This window comes from Pleurocapsa sp. PCC 7327 (assembly GCF_000317025.1).
Classification (GTDB): domain Bacteria; phylum Cyanobacteriota; class Cyanobacteriia; order Cyanobacteriales; family Microcystaceae; genus Hydrococcus.
The window spans coordinates 3,937,901-3,954,952 of sequence record NC_019689.1; the positions used below are offsets into that span (position 1 = coordinate 3,937,901).

Consider the following 17,052-nt stretch of genomic DNA (forward strand, 5'->3'; position numbering starts at 1 on the left):
CGATTTCAATTGCAATAAGGCACAATCGATCGATGTAACTTAACCTTCTTGTTGAAGGTTTGTAACAAATTTAACCAAATTGGAGGTACACTCTTGCAGGCATACGGAAATCCCAATGTCAAATATGACTGGTGGGCTGGTAACGCCCGCTTTGCTAATCTTTCTGGTCTTTTTATCGCTGCCCATGCCGCACAAGCTGCTTTAATTGTCTTTTGGGCTGGGGCATTTACTCTCTTTGAAATCTCCAGATATTCTCCCGACGTACCGATGGGAGAACAAGGATTGATTCTTCTCCCTCACCTGGCGACTCTAGGCTGGGGTGTCGGTCAGGGAGGTCAGGTAGTTGATACCTATCCTTATTTTGTTGTAGGAGCAATACACCTCATTTCATCTGCCGTTCTTGGTGCAGGGGCACTATTCCACACGTTTAAAGGCGAAAGCGACTTAAAGCAAGCCTCTGGTAATGCGCGTAAATTCCACTTCGAGTGGAACGACCCCAAACAACTTGGTTTGATTTTGGGACATCATTTATTATTTCTCGGCGCAGGTGCCTTGCTGCTCGTTGCTAAAGCCATGTTTTGGGGCGGACTGTACGACTCCACCATCGGAGAAGTTCGCGTCGTCACCGACCCGACTCTCAACCCCTTAACTATCTACGGCTATCAGACCCATTTTGCATCAGTCAATAACCTGGAGGATTTAGTTGGCGGTCACATCTATGTCGGCATTCTTTTGATTGCTGGCGGGGTTTGGCATATCATTACTCCTCCTCTGGAATGGGCGAAGAAGCTATTAATTTTCTCTGGCGAGGCAATTCTGTCTTATTCTCTCGGCGGCATTGCTTTAGCTGGATTTGTAGCTGCCTACTTCTGTGCGGTCAATACTCTAGCCTATCCGCCCGAATTTTATGGTCCCGTTCTCCAAATCAAATTGGGAGTCGTCCCCTATTTCGCGGATACAGTGGACTTGCCTCTGGGCACTCATACGGCACGCTGTTGGCTAGCAAATGCTCATTTCTTCCTGGCATTTTTCTTCCTGCAAGGACATCTGTGGCACGCACTGCGGGCGATTGGATTCGACTTTAGACGAATTACTCAGGCGCTAGATAATATGGGAACTCCCCAAGCCGGTTCTCCTGTGGTTAGCAAGCCAGCATCTACTCCAGCCGCGGCTTCGGCTGAAGGTCGATAAGCAATTTTTCTCACATCCTAAGTCAAGGGGGCAAATTGCCCCCGTTTCTAGCAATCAATAAACAAGTACTAACGCGAGGAGGTATATACTTGTGACAACAACTGGAATGCGTGCATCCGGAGCGCGCGATTGGAGTTGGCTATCGGGTAATGCCCGTCTCATCGATCTGTCAGGGCAATTGCTGGGCGCGCATATCGCTCATGCTGGCTTGATTATGTTTTGGGCGGGTTCAGTTACTTTGATAGAAGTAACCAAGTTTGTTCCCGACAAAGCCATGTCCGACCAAGGATTAATTTTACTTCCCAATTTAGCCAGACTCGGTTGGGGAGTAGGTTCCGGTGGGGTGATTACAGACACCTATCCCTATTTCGTTATTGGAATTCTTCATTTAGTTGCCTCGGCAGTTTTAGGAGCAGGCGGTCTTTTTCACGTCTTTAGAGGACCATCTATCTTAAAAAATGGGGGAGCAAACGCTAAGAAATTTCACTATGAATGGAGCGATCCCAAGCAATTAAGCTTAATTTTAGGGCATCATCTCATTTTTCTCGGTATAGCGGCGCTTTTGTTTGTCGCCAAAGCGATGTTCTTTGGGGGAATTTACGATCCTGCTGTGGGAGAAGTTCGTCTTGTCGCTAACCCAACTATCGATCCGTTTACCATTTTCGGCTATCTCTTTGGTTTTGCCGATGGACGGTGGAATCCGCTAGGAATGGCGGCGGTCAATAATTTAGAAGATGTCATCGGCGGTCATATTTGGATCGGTGCGATGTGTATTGCTGGTGGTGCATGGCACATTACAACCGAACCTTTTAAGTGGATTAAAGGCATTTTTACTTTTAACGGACACGGAATTCTTTCCTACAGTCTCGCAGGAGTAGCGCTGATGGCGTTTACGTCTTGCTATTTTGTGGCTTTTAACGATACCGTCTTCCCACCTGTATTTTACGGTTCGGATCGCACTCAGTTTGCTTTCGTTCAGTTTGCACTGTGTCTCACTTTCTTGGGAGGTCACATTTGGCACGCTTTCAAAGCGCGATCGCAAGCTATCGATCTGCGCGATAACTTTTATGCGTTTCTGGCAGGTTTTCTCGGACTCGCTATCCTAGTTATCTCATTAGTGCTGCTTTCTTTTAGACCCTAACTATAGATTGTCTGTGCCTAGAAATCCTGATTTCTAGGCACAAATTGGCAAGATGTCATGAATAAAATCCAGGTTAATCTAGGCATTACCCAAGAAACGCTATTAATTTAATTTATTAATTATTTTATTAGCCGCCCTTCCCGCCAAGCTATAACCGTGCGATAGGCTCTGCCGCTGCCCAAAGGGCGATCGCGCTAAAAATTTCCTTAACCCAAACCCAGCATCTCGCACAACAACTAGATGAGAAGCTTTTTAAACAACAAAAAGGTTGTTTAAAGCAATGAGTACCGATTCTCTCTAAGTTTTGCGATCGAGATGTTAAATTAATCTCAAGATTTTCTAGAAAAATTATATAGCTTATTTAGAATTATTAGCAAGTAGTTGTTAAGTAAGGTCTGGCATGGACGACGACCCAAACAACCGACCCAGAAAATCGCACAAAAATCGCCACGGTTGGGAATTTACCTTCATAGAAGAAACCTTAGACATTGAATCCGAAACAAGTGAGTCGGTAGAACTTGCGCCGGAGTTTAGCGAGAGCAACTCAGCGGTCGAGCAAGTCTTTCCGTTAACGACCACCCAAGTCGGCGATCGCATGTGGATTGTAGGCTTTAGCGGCAAAGGTGGAATCAGTCGCCTGCTCAGTTTGGGATTGATTCCAGGAGCCGAAGTGGAGGTAATTAGTTGTACTCCAGGCGGATCGGTCATTGTCAAATTTCAGAACAATCGTCTCGGTTTAGGAGCAGGGATGGCAAATCGAGTCCTGGTTACGGATAATCCCGTTTTTAAAACTCGGAGGAAGGAACGTCAAATAAGTGCGGACACCAGTATCCACTTACAGGATCTACCAGTGGGGGCGAGAGGTCGCGTCGTCGGTTACGAGCAATCGGGTGGCGGCTATAAAAGAAAACTGCTGTCAATGGGACTGACACCGGGGATAGAATTTAAAGTCATTCGTCACGCTCCCCTGGGCGACCCCGTAGAAATCGAGGTGCGGGGTTTTAAACTCAGCCTTCGCAAACAAGAAGCCGATGCTTTGATTGTAGAGGAGGTAGACAATGCCTGAGACAAAGACCTTGACCATCGGACTGGCGGGCAATCCCAACTGCGGTAAAACGACCCTCTTTAACGCCTTAACGGGAGCCAATCAGCGAGTAGGTAACTGGCCGGGGGTAACGGTCGAACGCAAAGAAGGGAGCTATTGCTACAACGGCAACGCGATCGCGGTTGTTGACTTACCTGGGGTCTATTCCTTAGATGCAGAAGATGAAGAGACGAGTTTAGATGAATTGGTGGCGCGAGATTATCTTTTGTCTGGAGAAGCCGATTTAATCGTCAATATCGTTGATGCTTCTAACTTAGAGCGCAATCTTTACCTGACTACTCAGATGCTGGAAATGGGCGTGCCGATGGTAATCGCGCTTAATATGCTCGATGTTGCCAAAGAGCAAGGGATACGGATCGATCCGTCAGTGCTATCAGAGCGTTTAGGCTGTCCCGTTATCCCTACTGTCGCTTCGCGGGAAGAGGGCATAGAAATTCTCAAGGAAATCATCGCTCGCCAGGCGAACAATCCCAGCCGTCTCGAACGCTACGTTGCTTATCCAGCCGTCATCGAAGAAGCGATCGCTTCTCTAATTCCTTTGCTAATGGAATGCAGTCCTCAAGGGACAGTCGCACCGCGCTGGCAGGCTATCAAACTCCTGACCTACGATAATACAGCCATCCCCGCTGCCGGAGGCAGGGAGTTAGAAAAGCTAGTGGTGGAACACCGCCGCCAGATCCATCAAGTACTGGGAGAAGATATCGATATCATCATTGCCGATAGTCGCTATGGCTTTATCCATCAGATTGCGACAGGAGCGGTAGAACATCCCCAGGAAGCAAAAGCTCATGTTTCCGACCAAATCGATCGCGTTGTCCTCAATCGTTGGTTGGGCATTCCGATCTTTTTGTTCGTCATGTATTTGATGTTCCTGTTTACGATTAATATCAGCAGTGCTTTTATCGATTTCTTCGACATTGCAGCGGGGACGATTTTTGTCGATGGCTTCGGTACATTGCTAAGCAAAATCGGCACGCCAGAATGGTTGAAAGTTTTGCTAGCAGATGGGGCTGGCGGTGGCATTCAGACGGTTTCTACCTTTATTCCCGTCATCGGGTTCCTTTTCCTGTTCCTCTCCTTCCTAGAAGACTCCGGTTACATGGCGCGAGCGGCTTTTGTCATGGATCGATTCATGCGTTTTATCGGTCTTCCAGGCAAATCTTTCGTGCCGATGTTAGTGGGATTTGGTTGCAACGTGCCTGCGATTATGGCGACTCGTACCTTAGAAAATCAACGCGATCGCTTGATGACAATTGCCATGAATCCCTTCATGTCCTGCGGCGCGAGATTGCCCGTCTACGCGCTTTTTGCCGCCGCTTTCTTCCCCGTTGCCGGGCAAAATGTTGTCTTTGGTCTCTACTTGATTGGCATTGCGATCGCGATTCTTACGGGGTTAATCCTCAAAAATACCCTCTTCCAAGGACAAGCATCGCCTTTTATTATGGAACTGCCTCCTTACCATCTCCCCAGACTCAAAGGAGTACTCTTGCGTACCTGGGAGCGACTGAAAGCCTTTATGGTGCGGGCGGGGAAGGTCATTGTTTTAATGGTAATCGTACTGACCCTATTAGGTTCTATCGGGACTGACGGCTCCTTTGGCAACGATAATAGCGAAAAATCCCTTCTCAGTTCCATAAGCCGTTCGATTACGCCAGTTTTTGCTCCGATGGGATTAGAACCAGACAACTGGCCCGCCACCGTGGGAATTTTTACGGGGGTTTTGGCAAAAGAAGCAATGGTGGGAACTCTGAACTCAATTTATGGCAACCTGGCCCAACAGAATGCAATCGCGACCGGTCAAGCGCCTGAAGCAGAAACTTTCAACATCTGGGGCGGGATCGGCAAAGCTTTCGCTACAATTCCCACTAATTTAGCAGCAGTTCCTGCCCAGCTACTCGATCCCCTTGGTTTAAATATTGGCGACGTGCAAGATGTCAACGTGGCTGCCGAAGAGCAAGAAGTGGCAGTAGGAACCTTTGGCGCGATGGTGAAGCGTTTTGACGGAAAAGTAGGTGCTTTTGCCTATCTTTTGTTCGTACTGATGTATTTTCCCTGCGTTGCGGCGACTGGGACAGTCTATCAGGAAACCAACTTGCAGTGGACGCTATTTGTGGCGTTCTGGACGACGGGGTTGGCTTACTGGAGTGCGACGATGTTTTATCAAGTGGCAACTTTTTCGCAACATCCTGGTTTTTCTACAGCTTGGATCGTCGGACTGGCGGTCGTCATGGTCGGTACTATTGCTGCGCTGAGAATAGCGCGACCCCTTTGTTGGCCGATACCTCAAACTCAGAAACGCGAGCGATCGCTTGTCAGTCGTCGATAGCAAGACGCAAACTATGATTTTGACTGAAATTCAGGAATTTATCTGCCAGTCTCGCCAAGTTTCTTTGGCAGACATGAAACTTCATTTCCGCATGAATGAGGAGACTCTCCGACCAATGCTCAAAAAGCTGCTTAAAAAAGGACGAATTCGTCAGTTACCGATTCCCCAGAGATGCGATGGCTGTATTTGTTGCCATCTCGATACCTTGGAAGTTTACGAGTGGGTCGGCATAGACAAATAATCAGTAGACCGAAAAGTTTTGCGATCGCTCTAAAAGCTTCTAGTTTATCTAGTTCGGGAAAACACTAGCGTCAATATCCTAGTTATAGCAGTTTTCAGTTAGATGAGAAACGGGCATTGGTCGATGGAGGAAAGGGGAAGCCGACGCACACGCGGGAGCGAGCAACCCCCCTTATCAAGGGGGGATAGCGAAGCTTCTTTGAGCATCGAGGGGAAGGGGGAAAAAATACTGTATTCTATTCACTTGCCAATTGCTGTAACTGACAAAACTCAAATCGCCCTCACCCCAACCCCTCTCCCAGAGCGGGAGAAGGGCTTTCCACTTAAGACTTTGACCTGAAGTCCCTTCGCCCCTTGGGGGAGAAGGGATTTAGGGATGAGGGGACAAAGTCAACCGCCAGGAAATTAATTTCCTGGCTGATAGTATAAGTCCGTTAAAATGGACTGAAATAATCGTAGATAGTCATCTTTAGATGACTTTGGCTATTAGCCCCGAATTTATTCGAGGGCTTCCGTGTACTTTGTCAATAAAGCTTAAAAGCATGGCGAGCCGACTCAATTGGGTGAGATGATAGAATTAACGGCCCAATAGACCTTCCCCTGTCTCAACTATCCTTACGTGGATCGCTTCTTTAGGTTGATAGGACTTCCAGGAATGACTGTGGGGTCGTTGTGATGGCTAGTAGCAGTCGGAGGTCACGGGTGATGGGAGAGGAAGCCAGAACTCGAACGGTTAACTATCGCATCGTTCATTTCATGCCGGGACGAGTGCGCTTTCGCGTGCCCAGATTAGCAAGAGATCCCGACTATGCTCGTCGCTTGCAAAGATTAATCGAATCCGATTCCCACGTCACCCAGGTACGCCTACAATCTGCTGCCGCTTCCATCGCTATCCGCTATCAAACTCAATTGGCATCCGAAGCAAAGGTGAGAGAGCATTTAATTTGCCTGATTCAAGCCGCAGATGTAGATGAAGGTTGTCCGTCAGCCGCTCCCTCAACAGAGACGGAATCGGGCGATTGGTCTGAGTTAAAATTACCTGCCCTCGCTACTCTCCTGGCACTATGCAAAGAAGTATGGCGATTGCCCATTCCCCAATCGATGGTGTCTGCTTCGGTGGCTGTCGCCGGGTTGCCCGTTGCCAAACGAGCGACTCAGAGCCTTGTAGGGAAAAAAAAACTGAATATTGACTGCTTAGATTTAATTGCCCTCATCCTGTCATCGATGCAGGGGCGATGGCTGACTCCTGCTCTATTATTACTGCTGCACGAATTGGGCGATCTCATCCGCGATCGCACTGCCAACTCTTCTACCCGTCGAGCAGCCAACTTACTCTCTAGTATCGGTCATTTTGCCTGGGTAGAACGCAATGGCAAACAACAGGTTCCCATTGAAGAAGTGCGAGTCGGCGATACCGTTATCGTCTATCCCGGCGAACAAATTCCGGTTGACGGTCGAATCCTCAAGGGAACAGCCATAATCGACGAGCAAAAACTGACAGGCGAATCGATACCAGTCGTTAGGGAGACAAGACAATCGGTTTATGCCTCAACCCTGGTGCGCTCTGGCGAAATCTATATCCGGGCGGAACGAGTGGGCAACCAAACCCGTGCGGGAGCTAGCGTCGAGTTAATTCAGCAGGCTCCCGTTTACGACACGCGCATGGAAAATTATGCTGCCAACATTGCCGAGGTTGCCGTCCTTCCCGCCTTGTTCTTAGCCGGAGGCATTTGGGCAGTTACCCGCAATCCTGCTAGAGCCGCTTCTATCCTAACCCTGGACTTTGTGACGGGAATTCGGGTGTCTCTGCCGACAACTTTTTTAGCTGCCCTTAACCATGCTGCACGGCACGGGGTTTTAATTCGTAGCGGACGCGCCTTAGAGAAATTAGCCCAAGTCGATACCTTGGTCTTCGACAAAACGGGAACGCTGACTCAAGGCGATTTGCAAGTGGTCGGGGTAAAAGCGGTAACGGGCAGGATGTCAGAAATGAGAATCCTAGAACTGGCGGCAGCAGCAGAACAGCGCCTCACCCATCCCCTAGCGGAAGCGATCGCGCGCTATGCTCAGTTACAGAAAACACGGATTTTGCCGCGCGGCGAGTGGAATTACGAGCTAGGTTTGGGGATACGCGCAGAAATTGATGGCGAGACGGTTTTGGTTGGTAGCGCTCGCCTTCTCAAACAAGCCGGAATTCATCTAGACTGCTTCTGGGAAGACCATTCCTGCTTGCTGGAGGATTGCCAGAACTATCCCGATTGCCCGATTTCTGCCGATGCTTCTCTCATTTACGTCGCCAGTCAAGGTCAATTCCAAGGCACGATTCAATATGCCGATCCCCTCCGTCCTGAGAGCCAGCAGGTCATTCAAACCCTGCTAGACCAGTATGGCATGGAAGTATACGTGTTGACGGGAGATAACCCCAAACGCGCCTTGGCTGTCGCCTCTGCTTTGGGAATTCCCCCAACGCAAGTTTGTGCCGAGGCTTTCCCCGAACAGAAAGCCGAGATCGTCCGCCAGCTGCGCGACTCTGGCAAGACGGTTGCTTTTGTGGGGGACGGACTGAATGATTCGGTGGGGTTGGCTTATGCCGATGTCTCGATTTCCTTTGGCAATGCTTCAGAAGTGGCAAGGGAAACCGCCGACGTGGTATTGATGAATAACGATCTCAACGGTTTACTCGACGCGATCGCTATTGCTAGGGAAACCAAGCAAGTCATTGGACAAAATATTAATTTATCCGTCATTCCCAATGTAGCTGCCTTGTCGCTGGCTTCTACCGTCGGACTGCACCCGCTTGTGGCTACAGTCGTTCACAATGGTAGCGCGATCGCGGCTGGCTTAAATGGCTTGCGCCCTCTCCTACAACACCATTACAGCAATTGAGAGCGTTTTTGACGACTAACTGGCGGATTTAGCTGCTGTTATTTCTGCTGAGATTAGAGAACGAGCAAAACGATCTTTATTGTAATAATAATCGTTTTTATAAAAGATGAAGTTTTGTAGAGTGCGATCGCACAAGCCTAACTTCGCGATCGCCTATTCGGGGTTTCCCTAAATCGAGAAGCTATGATGCTCGCTTTTCAAGCCGTTCGGCAATCCAGACTTTGATGATTGATTGGCGGCTCACGCCGAGACGATTCGCCTCTCGATCGAGGGCATCGATCATCCAGACGGGAAAATCCACATTGACTCGTCGTTGCTCGTGTTCGGGACGACGCGCTTGACTGAGTTCGAGGAACTCGGTGATGTTTTCGTTGTTATCAAACTTCTCGTCAAACTCATTTGCTTTCATAAAGCTCAACCTCCTCTGTGCGAGCGCGTCGAACTGAAATAATGCGAATATTTTCTGCCCGATAAGTAATGATGGCCGACCAGTGCTTGCGTCCGATCTTGCCAATCACTAGAAATCGCGGCTCATCGATGACTTTCGCAGGGATCTCGATCCGGTCGAGGTCTTGAAAGATCGCCTGTGCCTCCTCAAATTCGAGCGGCTCTTGTTCTCGTCAAATTCAAAAGCTATACTGTATCTATATTATAAGCATACCAAAAATATAGTGTTTTTGCAACCTCTCTAAGTAGTAATTTACCGAGATCTAACGAGGTACGAAATGGGACTAGCTTTGCAATTGGAATACCTCGATTTGAGATAACAATTTCTTCTCCAAGTTCCACACGAGATACTAACTGAGAGAGATTTGTTTTGAGATTCCTCTTGCTATTTGAGAATTGATTTCAATTAACTCTTATGATACAGTTGAGACGAGCGAGTAATTGCTACTAATTATCAATTGCTGAGGAAAATTTGAGCGGCGATCGCTAGCTCTCCCTTCTGTCTTACCTTTGAATTGAAAGAATTTTATGGAGCAATGGGCTAATCTATTAGTGCAAGTAGCCAAACCCGTCGTCAAAACCTTAGTCTATGCTGGCACGAGTAGCTTGTTAGACAAGGTTCAAGCCGAAATCAAAAACGAGCAGCAAAATCAAGTAAGAAACCTACTGAATTTTCTAGGAATTGAAGATTTTATCGAGATTTTTAGGAAATTAAACGAATTTACTGATTCAGATGCCCAAGAGCAACGCTTAGAATCAGAAAATCTAGCGTTCCTGCAAATTGCCGAGCGATCGCGACAGACAATGCTCCAACTGCCGGAAATTTACAAAATCCTCGAACATTGGCCCCTGCGACTATTGCCCGCCCAACTACTTGACGCTTCTCATCCCAATGGTCTCCTTCCCCTGAGAATTTTCCTTTCCCCGCCACAGTTTCCCTCAGATAGATTAGAAGCGCGAGAAATCGAACAAAAATTAGCGCAACAACTGCGAGAATTTCTCAATCAATACTATCCCTTGCACAGTCAAGATCGACCCACAGAATTTTTAGACGGTGTTTGGAAGAGTCAAGGGGTTCGGGGAGAGTGTAGCGTTAAAGTGCTGTTTTGGATGCTTAGAGCGGCTCCTAGCTTAATTTTAGAATCAGAAGTAGAGGGAGATTTTCTTAACGTTCGCCTAGCTTATTGGAGTTCGCAACAGGAAAACTATTACTACAAAACACTCCTAAAACTCCCTTACAAATCCTTGTTAGAAGAGTCTGCCAAAAATCGCGCCAGAACGTGGAAAAATACGAGAAACCGACTGCTAGCGTTAGGAAAAAATGCCGAACAAGTCAAGCGTCTTGGCGGCGATAATGCAATTAACCTAGCCATTCTCGAAGAAGCGGAAGCTTTGCAAAGTGCGGGAATCGCGCTTGGGGAATTAAGATTCCTTTACCAATTGAATCGAAAAGATTGGGAAGATCTGTGTCAATTGCTAGGGATTTGTTACTGTTCGATCGCTGGATGGGTAGTCGATCTTCACTATCTTGTCAAAGATGATATTCCCCCCCGTTTCCCTGAGTGGCTGCCTCAATTAATCCAAGAGGCTTCTGGGCTACCTAGCTTTCAATCTGCCATCCAAGCAACAATCTCAATTTATCCCCAGATTTTAGAAGAGATCGGCAAAAATTGTCCCGAAACCATCCCAGAACTGACGTTACAGCTTGCTCGCAGTTCGATCCACCTTGGCGATCGCGATTTGGCAAAAGAGCAAATTAGTTACTCCCTCGCACGATGGCTACAGTTGCATCAATTGTCTCGACTCGAAGATCTCCAAGAGTCGGAAGCCATACCGCCAACGATGACGGGGAGAGACATTAACTATTTAAAAACTCTCAAATCCTGTCTGTCAGATATTGGCGACGAATGGGGGGGTGTTCGACTAGAAGAGCTTTTCAAGGCGATCGCACAGCAAGGCAATAACCATCAACTCAATCGACAAACCAGTTTTGTTCTGAGCCATACTTTTACGAAGTGGGAGGAGGATCCGCCATCAAAAGGCAGAGTATCTCCCATTAGCGCGGCGGACAAAGTCGCGTTCCTTGGCATTAGTGCTGATGGAAAATATCTAGTCAGTAGCGGTAATGACAAAACGGTTGAGTTGTGGCAGCACGAGCGAAAAAGTTGGCAACCTTATGTCAGTCAAACGCTGACGGGACAAGAAGGAGAAGTGTTGGCGTTCGCCCTCAACTGGGACGGACAGATCCTCGTCAGTAGCGAGAAAACCCAGCAGAGAAGCTACATCAAAATCTGGAATCTGCTAACGGGAAAACTTCAGCGAACGCTATTGGGTCACAAACAGCCAATTCGCGCCCTTGCCATCAGTCCTTGGGAAAACGGCAGCGATCGCTATTTTATTGCCAGTGGCAGCCATAAAATTAAACTTTGGGACTTACATACGGGAGAATCCTTTCAAACGCTTTTTGGACATCGAGCTTGGGTTTACGCGATCGCCCTGAGTGCCGACGGTCAGTTTCTTCTCAGTGGCAGTGAAGACAGAAGTATCAGAATTTGGCGACTGCCGACCGGAGAGTTAATCCGCACGCTGACAGGTCATCAAGGCAGCGTAAGAGCGCTGGCAATCGCGCCAGATGGACGAAGGTTTGTCAGTGGCAGCGACGATGGAACCATTAAATTGTGGGATTTGCCAGCAGGAAAACTGCTGCATACTTTTACAGGTCACTCAGGTGCAGTCAACGCTGTTGCCCTCAGTCCTCACGGTCAGCATCTCATCAGTGGCAGCGAGGACAAGACGATTCAGATTTGGGATTTTCAGACTGGGAAACGGCTTCAGACGCTCGCGGGTCATCGGAGAGCGGTTCGGGCGATCGCTGTCAGTCCCGATGGACAGACCTTAGCCAGTTGCAGTGAGGACAAGACGATTCGGATTTGGCAAGCTAAGTTAGACATTTTGTGCGATAACGAACTTCGCTCCGCGATCGCAGCTTCCTAAAATTAAATAGAACTTGCTATCGCTTATCTGCCCTGCGATTCGATAGTTTTTGTCAATCTTTCTATTGCGCTAGTCAGTCTTTCTTGAGACTGTAGGGCAGGATCTAGCGCTGGTTCTTCTTGTGCTGCTACTTCTTCTTGTCGTTTGAATCTGGTAATGGCGCGAATGGCTAAGAACAAGACAAAAGCAATAATAATAAAGTCAACGACTGCGCCAAGGAACCTACCAATGGCGATTCCTGGAGGAATGGTTATCGTTCTCCAGTCCGCTCCAGCCATTGCCGCAAGTGGATTAATCAATGGCATGATGATATCTTCTACAAAAGAGGTGATTATCTTGCCAAAAGCGCCGCCAATAATGACTGCGATCGCCAACTCGACCACGTTGCCTTTGAGCGCGAACTCCTGAAAATCTCTCATGAATCCGCCGACCCTTCTTCTTACCATAGTTTTATTCCTTAAATTCGTTAAGCTAAAGCTTAAACTATGAACCGACGAAGAAATAGACGATTTTTTAATTTAAATTGATTCGCGAATTTTATTGACATCCCAGACTCTCTCGCGTCGAGATGCCCGTGACGGGATTAACGCCATCGGCACGATCGCACAATAGCTTAACTTGGTAGCGATCGAGTACCGCCCCAGAAAAATCTGCCCCTGTAATCGTCGTGTCGTAGAAACGAGTCCGAGTAGCGATCGCATCGACAAAAATCGCATTGGTCAAATCGGCAAAATCTAAAGTCACCCGATCCATCAGAGAATTTGTCAGGTTCGCGCCCTTCAAATTAGCGCCCAAGAGGACTCCTTCAGTGAGAATCGTATTGGAGAGATCGGAATCCTCAAAATTAATGCCTCGCATATCGGCGGCAGCAAAAACCCCACCTGCCAGATCTTTGTGGGAAAAGTCTTGATTTGCCAGTTGAGCGTAGGTGTAGTTAACGGCTTTATCTTGCGCTAAGACGGGGCTAGCATCCAACAGTACCCACAATCCTGCTAGCAGCAACAGTCCTAGCAATTCTAGCAAACGCCAAATTAGGGTTCCGATCGTCATCGATCTAATTAGTTTCCGATTTCTTGAGGAAGCTGTCACCTACAAGCAACTGTTTGGCATCCGCTCCAAGGCGAATGGTTAAGTCAGAGTCGAGATCGCCTGTAGACGATGCTTCTACTTTACCGATCCCCAAGTTACTTTTCAAGATGCTCGCAGCTTCTAAATTTCCCGTTTGGGCGATAATTTCAGTTTTTCCCAACAGTTCTGGCGATCCCTCCGTCAAATAAACCTTTTGAAACTGTTTCTGAGCCAGATAGTCTAGAAAGCGATTGGCTAAACCAGGATCGTTCGTGGCATTTTGAATGGCAATTTTGACTTTATAGGGGTCGATCGCTGCTAGTGGAGATTGGGCGGCGCGATCGAAGTATTCATCTACAATGCGATCGCGTTCCTTGTCGGCAATAATCCAGTAACTCTCGGCATCGGATTTCTTTTGCTGGCTGAAACTTCCCGGCAGCATAACCATTCTGAGATTTTCTTCGTTTAAATCCCTCCCAAAACTGACTAAAGCAAGCATTTCTTCTAGAGAGAGATTGGTGTCGATCTGCTGTTGCAGGATGCGCATCGCCTGGGGAAGGCCAGGGAGTACGGAAGGATTGTAAAGGCGTTTTTTCAATGCCTTTAAAAAAATTTGCTGTCGCTGCACTCGTCCGAGATCGCCGCCGTCGCGATCGCTTCGAAACCTGACAAATTCTTCTGCCTGCTTGCCATTGAGCGTTTGCCAGCCTGTTTGCAAATCGACCTCCAGATTTTGCGCTGTATCTCGGTAGGACATCGAATAAGGCACGTACACCTCAACCCCGCCAACCCAATCGACCAATTCCCGCAACGCATCGGTCGTAATTCGCACGTAGCGATCGATCGCTACGTCGTTGAGCGATCGACTGACGACTCTGGCGGCTAAAGCAGAACCGCCATGCAGATTCGCCTGGTTGATTTTGGTAAAGCTAGCGTCGGGAACTTTCACGCGGCTATCCTTGGGAATCGATAGTAACCGTAGCGAGCGATCGCGGGGATCGACGCGCAGTAGCAGCATGGTATCGCTATAACCTGAAAAAGATTCTGGCGTGCCCTTGGGGGCATTGGGAACGCGATCGATCCCCATGACTAGAATATTGATGGGGCGTGACAAACTATGTTCCAGGAGCGCTCGCCAACTTTCATCGGGAGACGGATTGGTTGCTTTAGCTAGGGGAAATTTGGCGTTTTGGACGATGCGAACGAGATTGAGAGAGGAAGGACTCACTAAAGCGATCGAAGCCCCCACGATAGCAGAAACAGCTGCTATGAAGCTAACCATTCCTCCCCAGAGGATTCCTAGATAAAAGGGAGACAATCGCTTCGGTTTTTGAGGTGGAGTGGGATTTTTTTGTTTTTGCGATCGCGCACCAGAATTTCTAGGAAATCTTTCTACACTATTTCCCATGTTTACCTCACACCCCTTAGCCAGCCTGCTCGCAATGCTGGAATGATGACATTTAGATCGCTAGAAGCAAAAAATTCTGAAAAGTTCCGTTTGTTTGTCTTTTGTTATTGGTCATTCGTCATTTGTCATTTGTTAGTGGTTAGTAGTTTGTCTTCTTCCCCTGCTTCCTTGTCCCCCTATCTCCCTTGTCTCCCACCCTCCCCACACTTCTCTCTTAGAACGTGAGACGATAGACAAAGCGAGCAAAAGTTTCTCCAGCGATCGGAAATCGTCACAGGTTACACTGTTATTTATGTAACTTATTTCGATTGCGATCGCATCCTGCACTGCAACCTCACCCAGAGCAAGTCTTATACCGAGACTCGCTTTATTTTTCCCAAAATATTCCTCAGATAGACTAATTTTAGCTATTTTTCTCAAAAAATTATATGAGTGCTCAACAACAATCGACCAATCTAACTGTTGAAGAAGCTCTTACAATTCTCAAAGAATATAGTTGCGTTCAGCTTAAAGCAGTCGAGTCACAGGCTGATAGAGAGCAACTTCGTCAAGCGTTACTGCTAGTGACTAGCTTATCGGAATACGAAAATTTAGGCATTTGTGCCGATAATGCTAAAGAAGGTTTTGCCGCCCTATCCAGTTATTTAAAAGCGTTGGGTTATGACACAAATTTTGAACTCACTTCCATTCCTGAAACTCAAGGTGCAATTTATCTCAAATTCAATACACAAAAAATGTCTTATTACCTCGACTCCTATACAGGAAGCTATCGAGGAGTTCTCGTTTCTTGTCAATCCGAAAATGATACCCTAGTCGGAACTTACGGTCATTTTCCTTTGGATTTATTTAGTAATTATTGAGGAATTATGGTTCATCAAGAGCAGATTTCTCTCTCTACCAAACCGAATGGAGATATGCACGATCTGACCGATAAAGTCGATCGCATCGTGAAAAATTCAGGGATTAGAACGGGGATTGCTCATATTTTTAATATCGGCAGTACGGCTGCCATTGGCACAATTGAATTTGAACCAGGACTACAAAAAGATTTACCAGAAATCCTCAATAAACTCATCCCACCCAGTCGGGAATACGGACACGAACAAACTTGGCATGATGGCAACGGACATTCTCACCTGCAAGCAACAATCTTAAGTCCTTCTCTAACAGTTCCCGTGCGAAATGGAAGACTAGAATTGGGAACTTGGCAGCAAATTTTTCATCTGGAATGCGATGTAAAACCTCGTCAGCGTCAAATTATTGTCACGATTTATGGAGAATAATAAAACGCGAGTTCGACAGATTGGTTCGAGAGGCATTCAGAAATAGGGAAAGGGAAAAAGGCTTCGCCCCTGGGGGCAAGGTTAAAGGAGAAAGGGAAAACTTTTATATATTTTTCCCCTTTTCCCTAACGCGAAGCGTTCCCCCTTGCCTCGATCGCTTTAAAACACTATCATCAAACTCGCGTTAAAATATGCGCGTCTGGCGTCGCTCCTCGTACAATTCTCTAACCATCAATTCAAAACAGTAACATGTCGCAAACAGTCTGGATCGCAAGGCACGGAAATCGCTTAGATTTTGTCACTCCTGAATGGTTTAAAACAGCCAAACGCCCTTACGACCCACCTCTTTCTGAAGATGGAGTAGTCCAAGCCAGAGAACTCGGATGGCGACTGAAATGCGAGAATATTGCGCATATTTTTGCCTCGCCCTTTTTAAGAACGATACAAACAGCCAATCAAGTTGCAGAAATTCTGAATTTACCGATTAAAATAGAAGCCGGATTGAGTGAGTGGCTAAATCCCTATTGGATGACAGAATCACCAGAAATTCATCCACAAGAATTTTTAGCCGAACGCTACCACCGAATCGACTGGAGTTATACTTCGAGAGTAATTCCTCAATATCCAGAAAGCGAAGAAACTGTTTTAAAACGCGCGGCAGAAACAGCAAGAAAACTGGTAGCAGAATTTTCTGAAGATATTTTATTAGTCGCTCATGGAGCGTCAGTATTAGGAATGACAAGGGGATTGGTAAGCGGAAATCCAATCGTTAACGCCTCTCTTTGCTGTTTGGTGAAAATAGTACGCTGTCACGATGAATGGAAGATAGAATTGAACGGAGATACTTCCCATCTGAGTCAAACAGAAAGTCAAGTTCGATTTAACTGAGATCTTGCATCATTCTCAACAACTGTTCTTGTAATTTCTAACGAAGACCCGATAAGAATTTCAGCTCGATTAAAA

The 17,052-nt window shown here is 47.2% G+C and carries 14 protein-coding genes and 2 pseudogenes; 10 read left to right on the forward strand and 6 right to left on the reverse strand.

Going from position 1 to position 17,052, the window contains the following annotated elements; translation table 11 throughout:
* Positions 1-93 precede the first annotated feature (93 nt).
* The 6 genes from PLE7327_RS17795 (at position 94) to PLE7327_RS17825 (ending at position 8,889) form a co-directional block, all read left to right on the forward strand.
* Positions 94-1,191, forward strand: a complete 1,098-nt coding sequence (locus tag PLE7327_RS17795) for a chlorophyll a/b binding light-harvesting protein (RefSeq protein WP_015145186.1) — start codon at positions 94-96, stop codon at positions 1,189-1,191.
* Positions 1,192-1,297: 106 nt separating this feature from the next.
* Entirely contained in the window at positions 1,298-2,332 is a 1,035-nt protein-coding gene (locus tag PLE7327_RS17800) for a chlorophyll a/b binding light-harvesting protein (protein ID WP_041392304.1), read from the forward strand.
* A 400-nt stretch (positions 2,333-2,732) separates the two neighbouring features.
* Positions 2,733-3,398 carry a FeoA family protein gene (locus PLE7327_RS17805; RefSeq protein WP_015145188.1) on the forward strand — a complete coding sequence of 222 codons (666 nt, stop codon included), beginning with the start codon at positions 2,733-2,735 and terminating at the stop codon, positions 3,396-3,398.
* Positions 3,391-5,763 carry a Fe(2+) transporter permease subunit FeoB gene (gene feoB, locus PLE7327_RS17810; protein WP_015145189.1) on the forward strand — a complete coding sequence of 791 codons (2,373 nt, stop codon included), beginning with the start codon at positions 3,391-3,393 and terminating at the stop codon, positions 5,761-5,763. Before PLE7327_RS17805 ends, feoB begins: the two co-directional genes overlap by 8 nt.
* A 13-nt stretch (positions 5,764-5,776) precedes the next feature.
* Positions 5,777-6,004 (forward strand): FeoC-like transcriptional regulator, encoded by a 228-nt coding sequence (locus tag PLE7327_RS17815; RefSeq protein WP_015145190.1) that lies wholly within the window; start codon positions 5,777-5,779, stop codon positions 6,002-6,004.
* 674 nt (positions 6,005-6,678) lie between these two features.
* Positions 6,679-8,889, forward strand: a complete 2,211-nt coding sequence (locus PLE7327_RS17825; protein WP_041392309.1) for a heavy metal translocating P-type ATPase — start codon at positions 6,679-6,681, stop codon at positions 8,887-8,889.
* Positions 8,890-9,070: 181 nt separating this feature from the next.
* On the opposite strand, the gene brnA is transcribed toward PLE7327_RS17825, so the two are convergent.
* The 3 genes and pseudogenes from brnA to PLE7327_RS25435 all read right to left on the reverse strand — a co-directional run.
* On the reverse strand, positions 9,071-9,298 hold the full coding sequence (brnA, locus tag PLE7327_RS17830) for a type II toxin-antitoxin system BrnA family antitoxin (RefSeq protein ID WP_015145192.1): 228 nt from the start codon (positions 9,296-9,298) through the stop codon (positions 9,071-9,073).
* Positions 9,285-9,526 (reverse strand): annotated as a pseudogene (locus PLE7327_RS17835) (BrnT family toxin). The gene brnA and the pseudogene PLE7327_RS17835 overlap by 14 nt, the downstream one beginning before the upstream one ends.
* Positions 9,523-9,708 (reverse strand): annotated as a pseudogene (locus PLE7327_RS25435) (type II toxin-antitoxin system Phd/YefM family antitoxin); the annotation flags it as partial. The pseudogenes PLE7327_RS17835 and PLE7327_RS25435, both read right to left, overlap by 4 nt.
* A gap of 156 nt (positions 9,709-9,864) precedes the next feature.
* Between PLE7327_RS25435 and PLE7327_RS17840 the strand changes: the two are divergent.
* On the forward strand, positions 9,865-12,330 hold the full coding sequence (locus PLE7327_RS17840; protein WP_015145193.1) for a WD40 repeat domain-containing protein: 2,466 nt from the start codon (positions 9,865-9,867) through the stop codon (positions 12,328-12,330).
* Between the two features lie 23 nt (positions 12,331-12,353).
* On the opposite strand, the gene mscL is transcribed toward PLE7327_RS17840, so the two are convergent.
* From mscL to PLE7327_RS17855, 3 genes are all read right to left on the reverse strand, one after another.
* The gene (gene mscL / locus PLE7327_RS17845; RefSeq protein ID WP_015145194.1) at positions 12,354-12,776 is read right to left on the reverse strand and encodes a large conductance mechanosensitive channel protein MscL; all 423 of its coding nucleotides are present in this window, start codon (positions 12,774-12,776) and stop codon (positions 12,354-12,356) included.
* Positions 12,777-12,867: 91 nt separating this feature from the next.
* The gene (locus PLE7327_RS17850) at positions 12,868-13,380 is read right to left on the reverse strand and encodes a pentapeptide repeat-containing protein (protein ID WP_015145195.1); all 513 of its coding nucleotides are present in this window, start codon (positions 13,378-13,380) and stop codon (positions 12,868-12,870) included.
* 4 nt (positions 13,381-13,384) lie between these two features.
* Positions 13,385-14,806, reverse strand: coding sequence for an LCP family protein (locus tag PLE7327_RS17855; RefSeq protein ID WP_015145196.1), 1,422 nt, complete (start codon positions 14,804-14,806; stop codon positions 13,385-13,387).
* Between the two features lie 428 nt (positions 14,807-15,234).
* Between PLE7327_RS17855 and PLE7327_RS17865 the strand changes: the two genes are divergently transcribed.
* The 3 genes from PLE7327_RS17865 (at position 15,235) to PLE7327_RS17875 (ending at position 16,977) form a co-directional block, all read left to right on the forward strand.
* A complete protein-coding gene (locus PLE7327_RS17865) occupies positions 15,235-15,666 on the forward strand; it encodes a DUF1824 family protein (protein ID WP_015145197.1) in 432 nt (143 codons plus the stop codon).
* 6 nt (positions 15,667-15,672) lie between these two features.
* Positions 15,673-16,089 carry a secondary thiamine-phosphate synthase enzyme YjbQ gene (locus tag PLE7327_RS17870; RefSeq protein ID WP_015145198.1) on the forward strand — a complete coding sequence of 139 codons (417 nt, stop codon included), beginning with the start codon at positions 15,673-15,675 and terminating at the stop codon, positions 16,087-16,089.
* Between the two features lie 249 nt (positions 16,090-16,338).
* A complete protein-coding gene (locus PLE7327_RS17875) occupies positions 16,339-16,977 on the forward strand; it encodes a histidine phosphatase family protein (RefSeq protein WP_015145199.1) in 639 nt (212 codons plus the stop codon).
* The last annotated feature ends 75 nt before the right edge of the window (positions 16,978-17,052 follow it).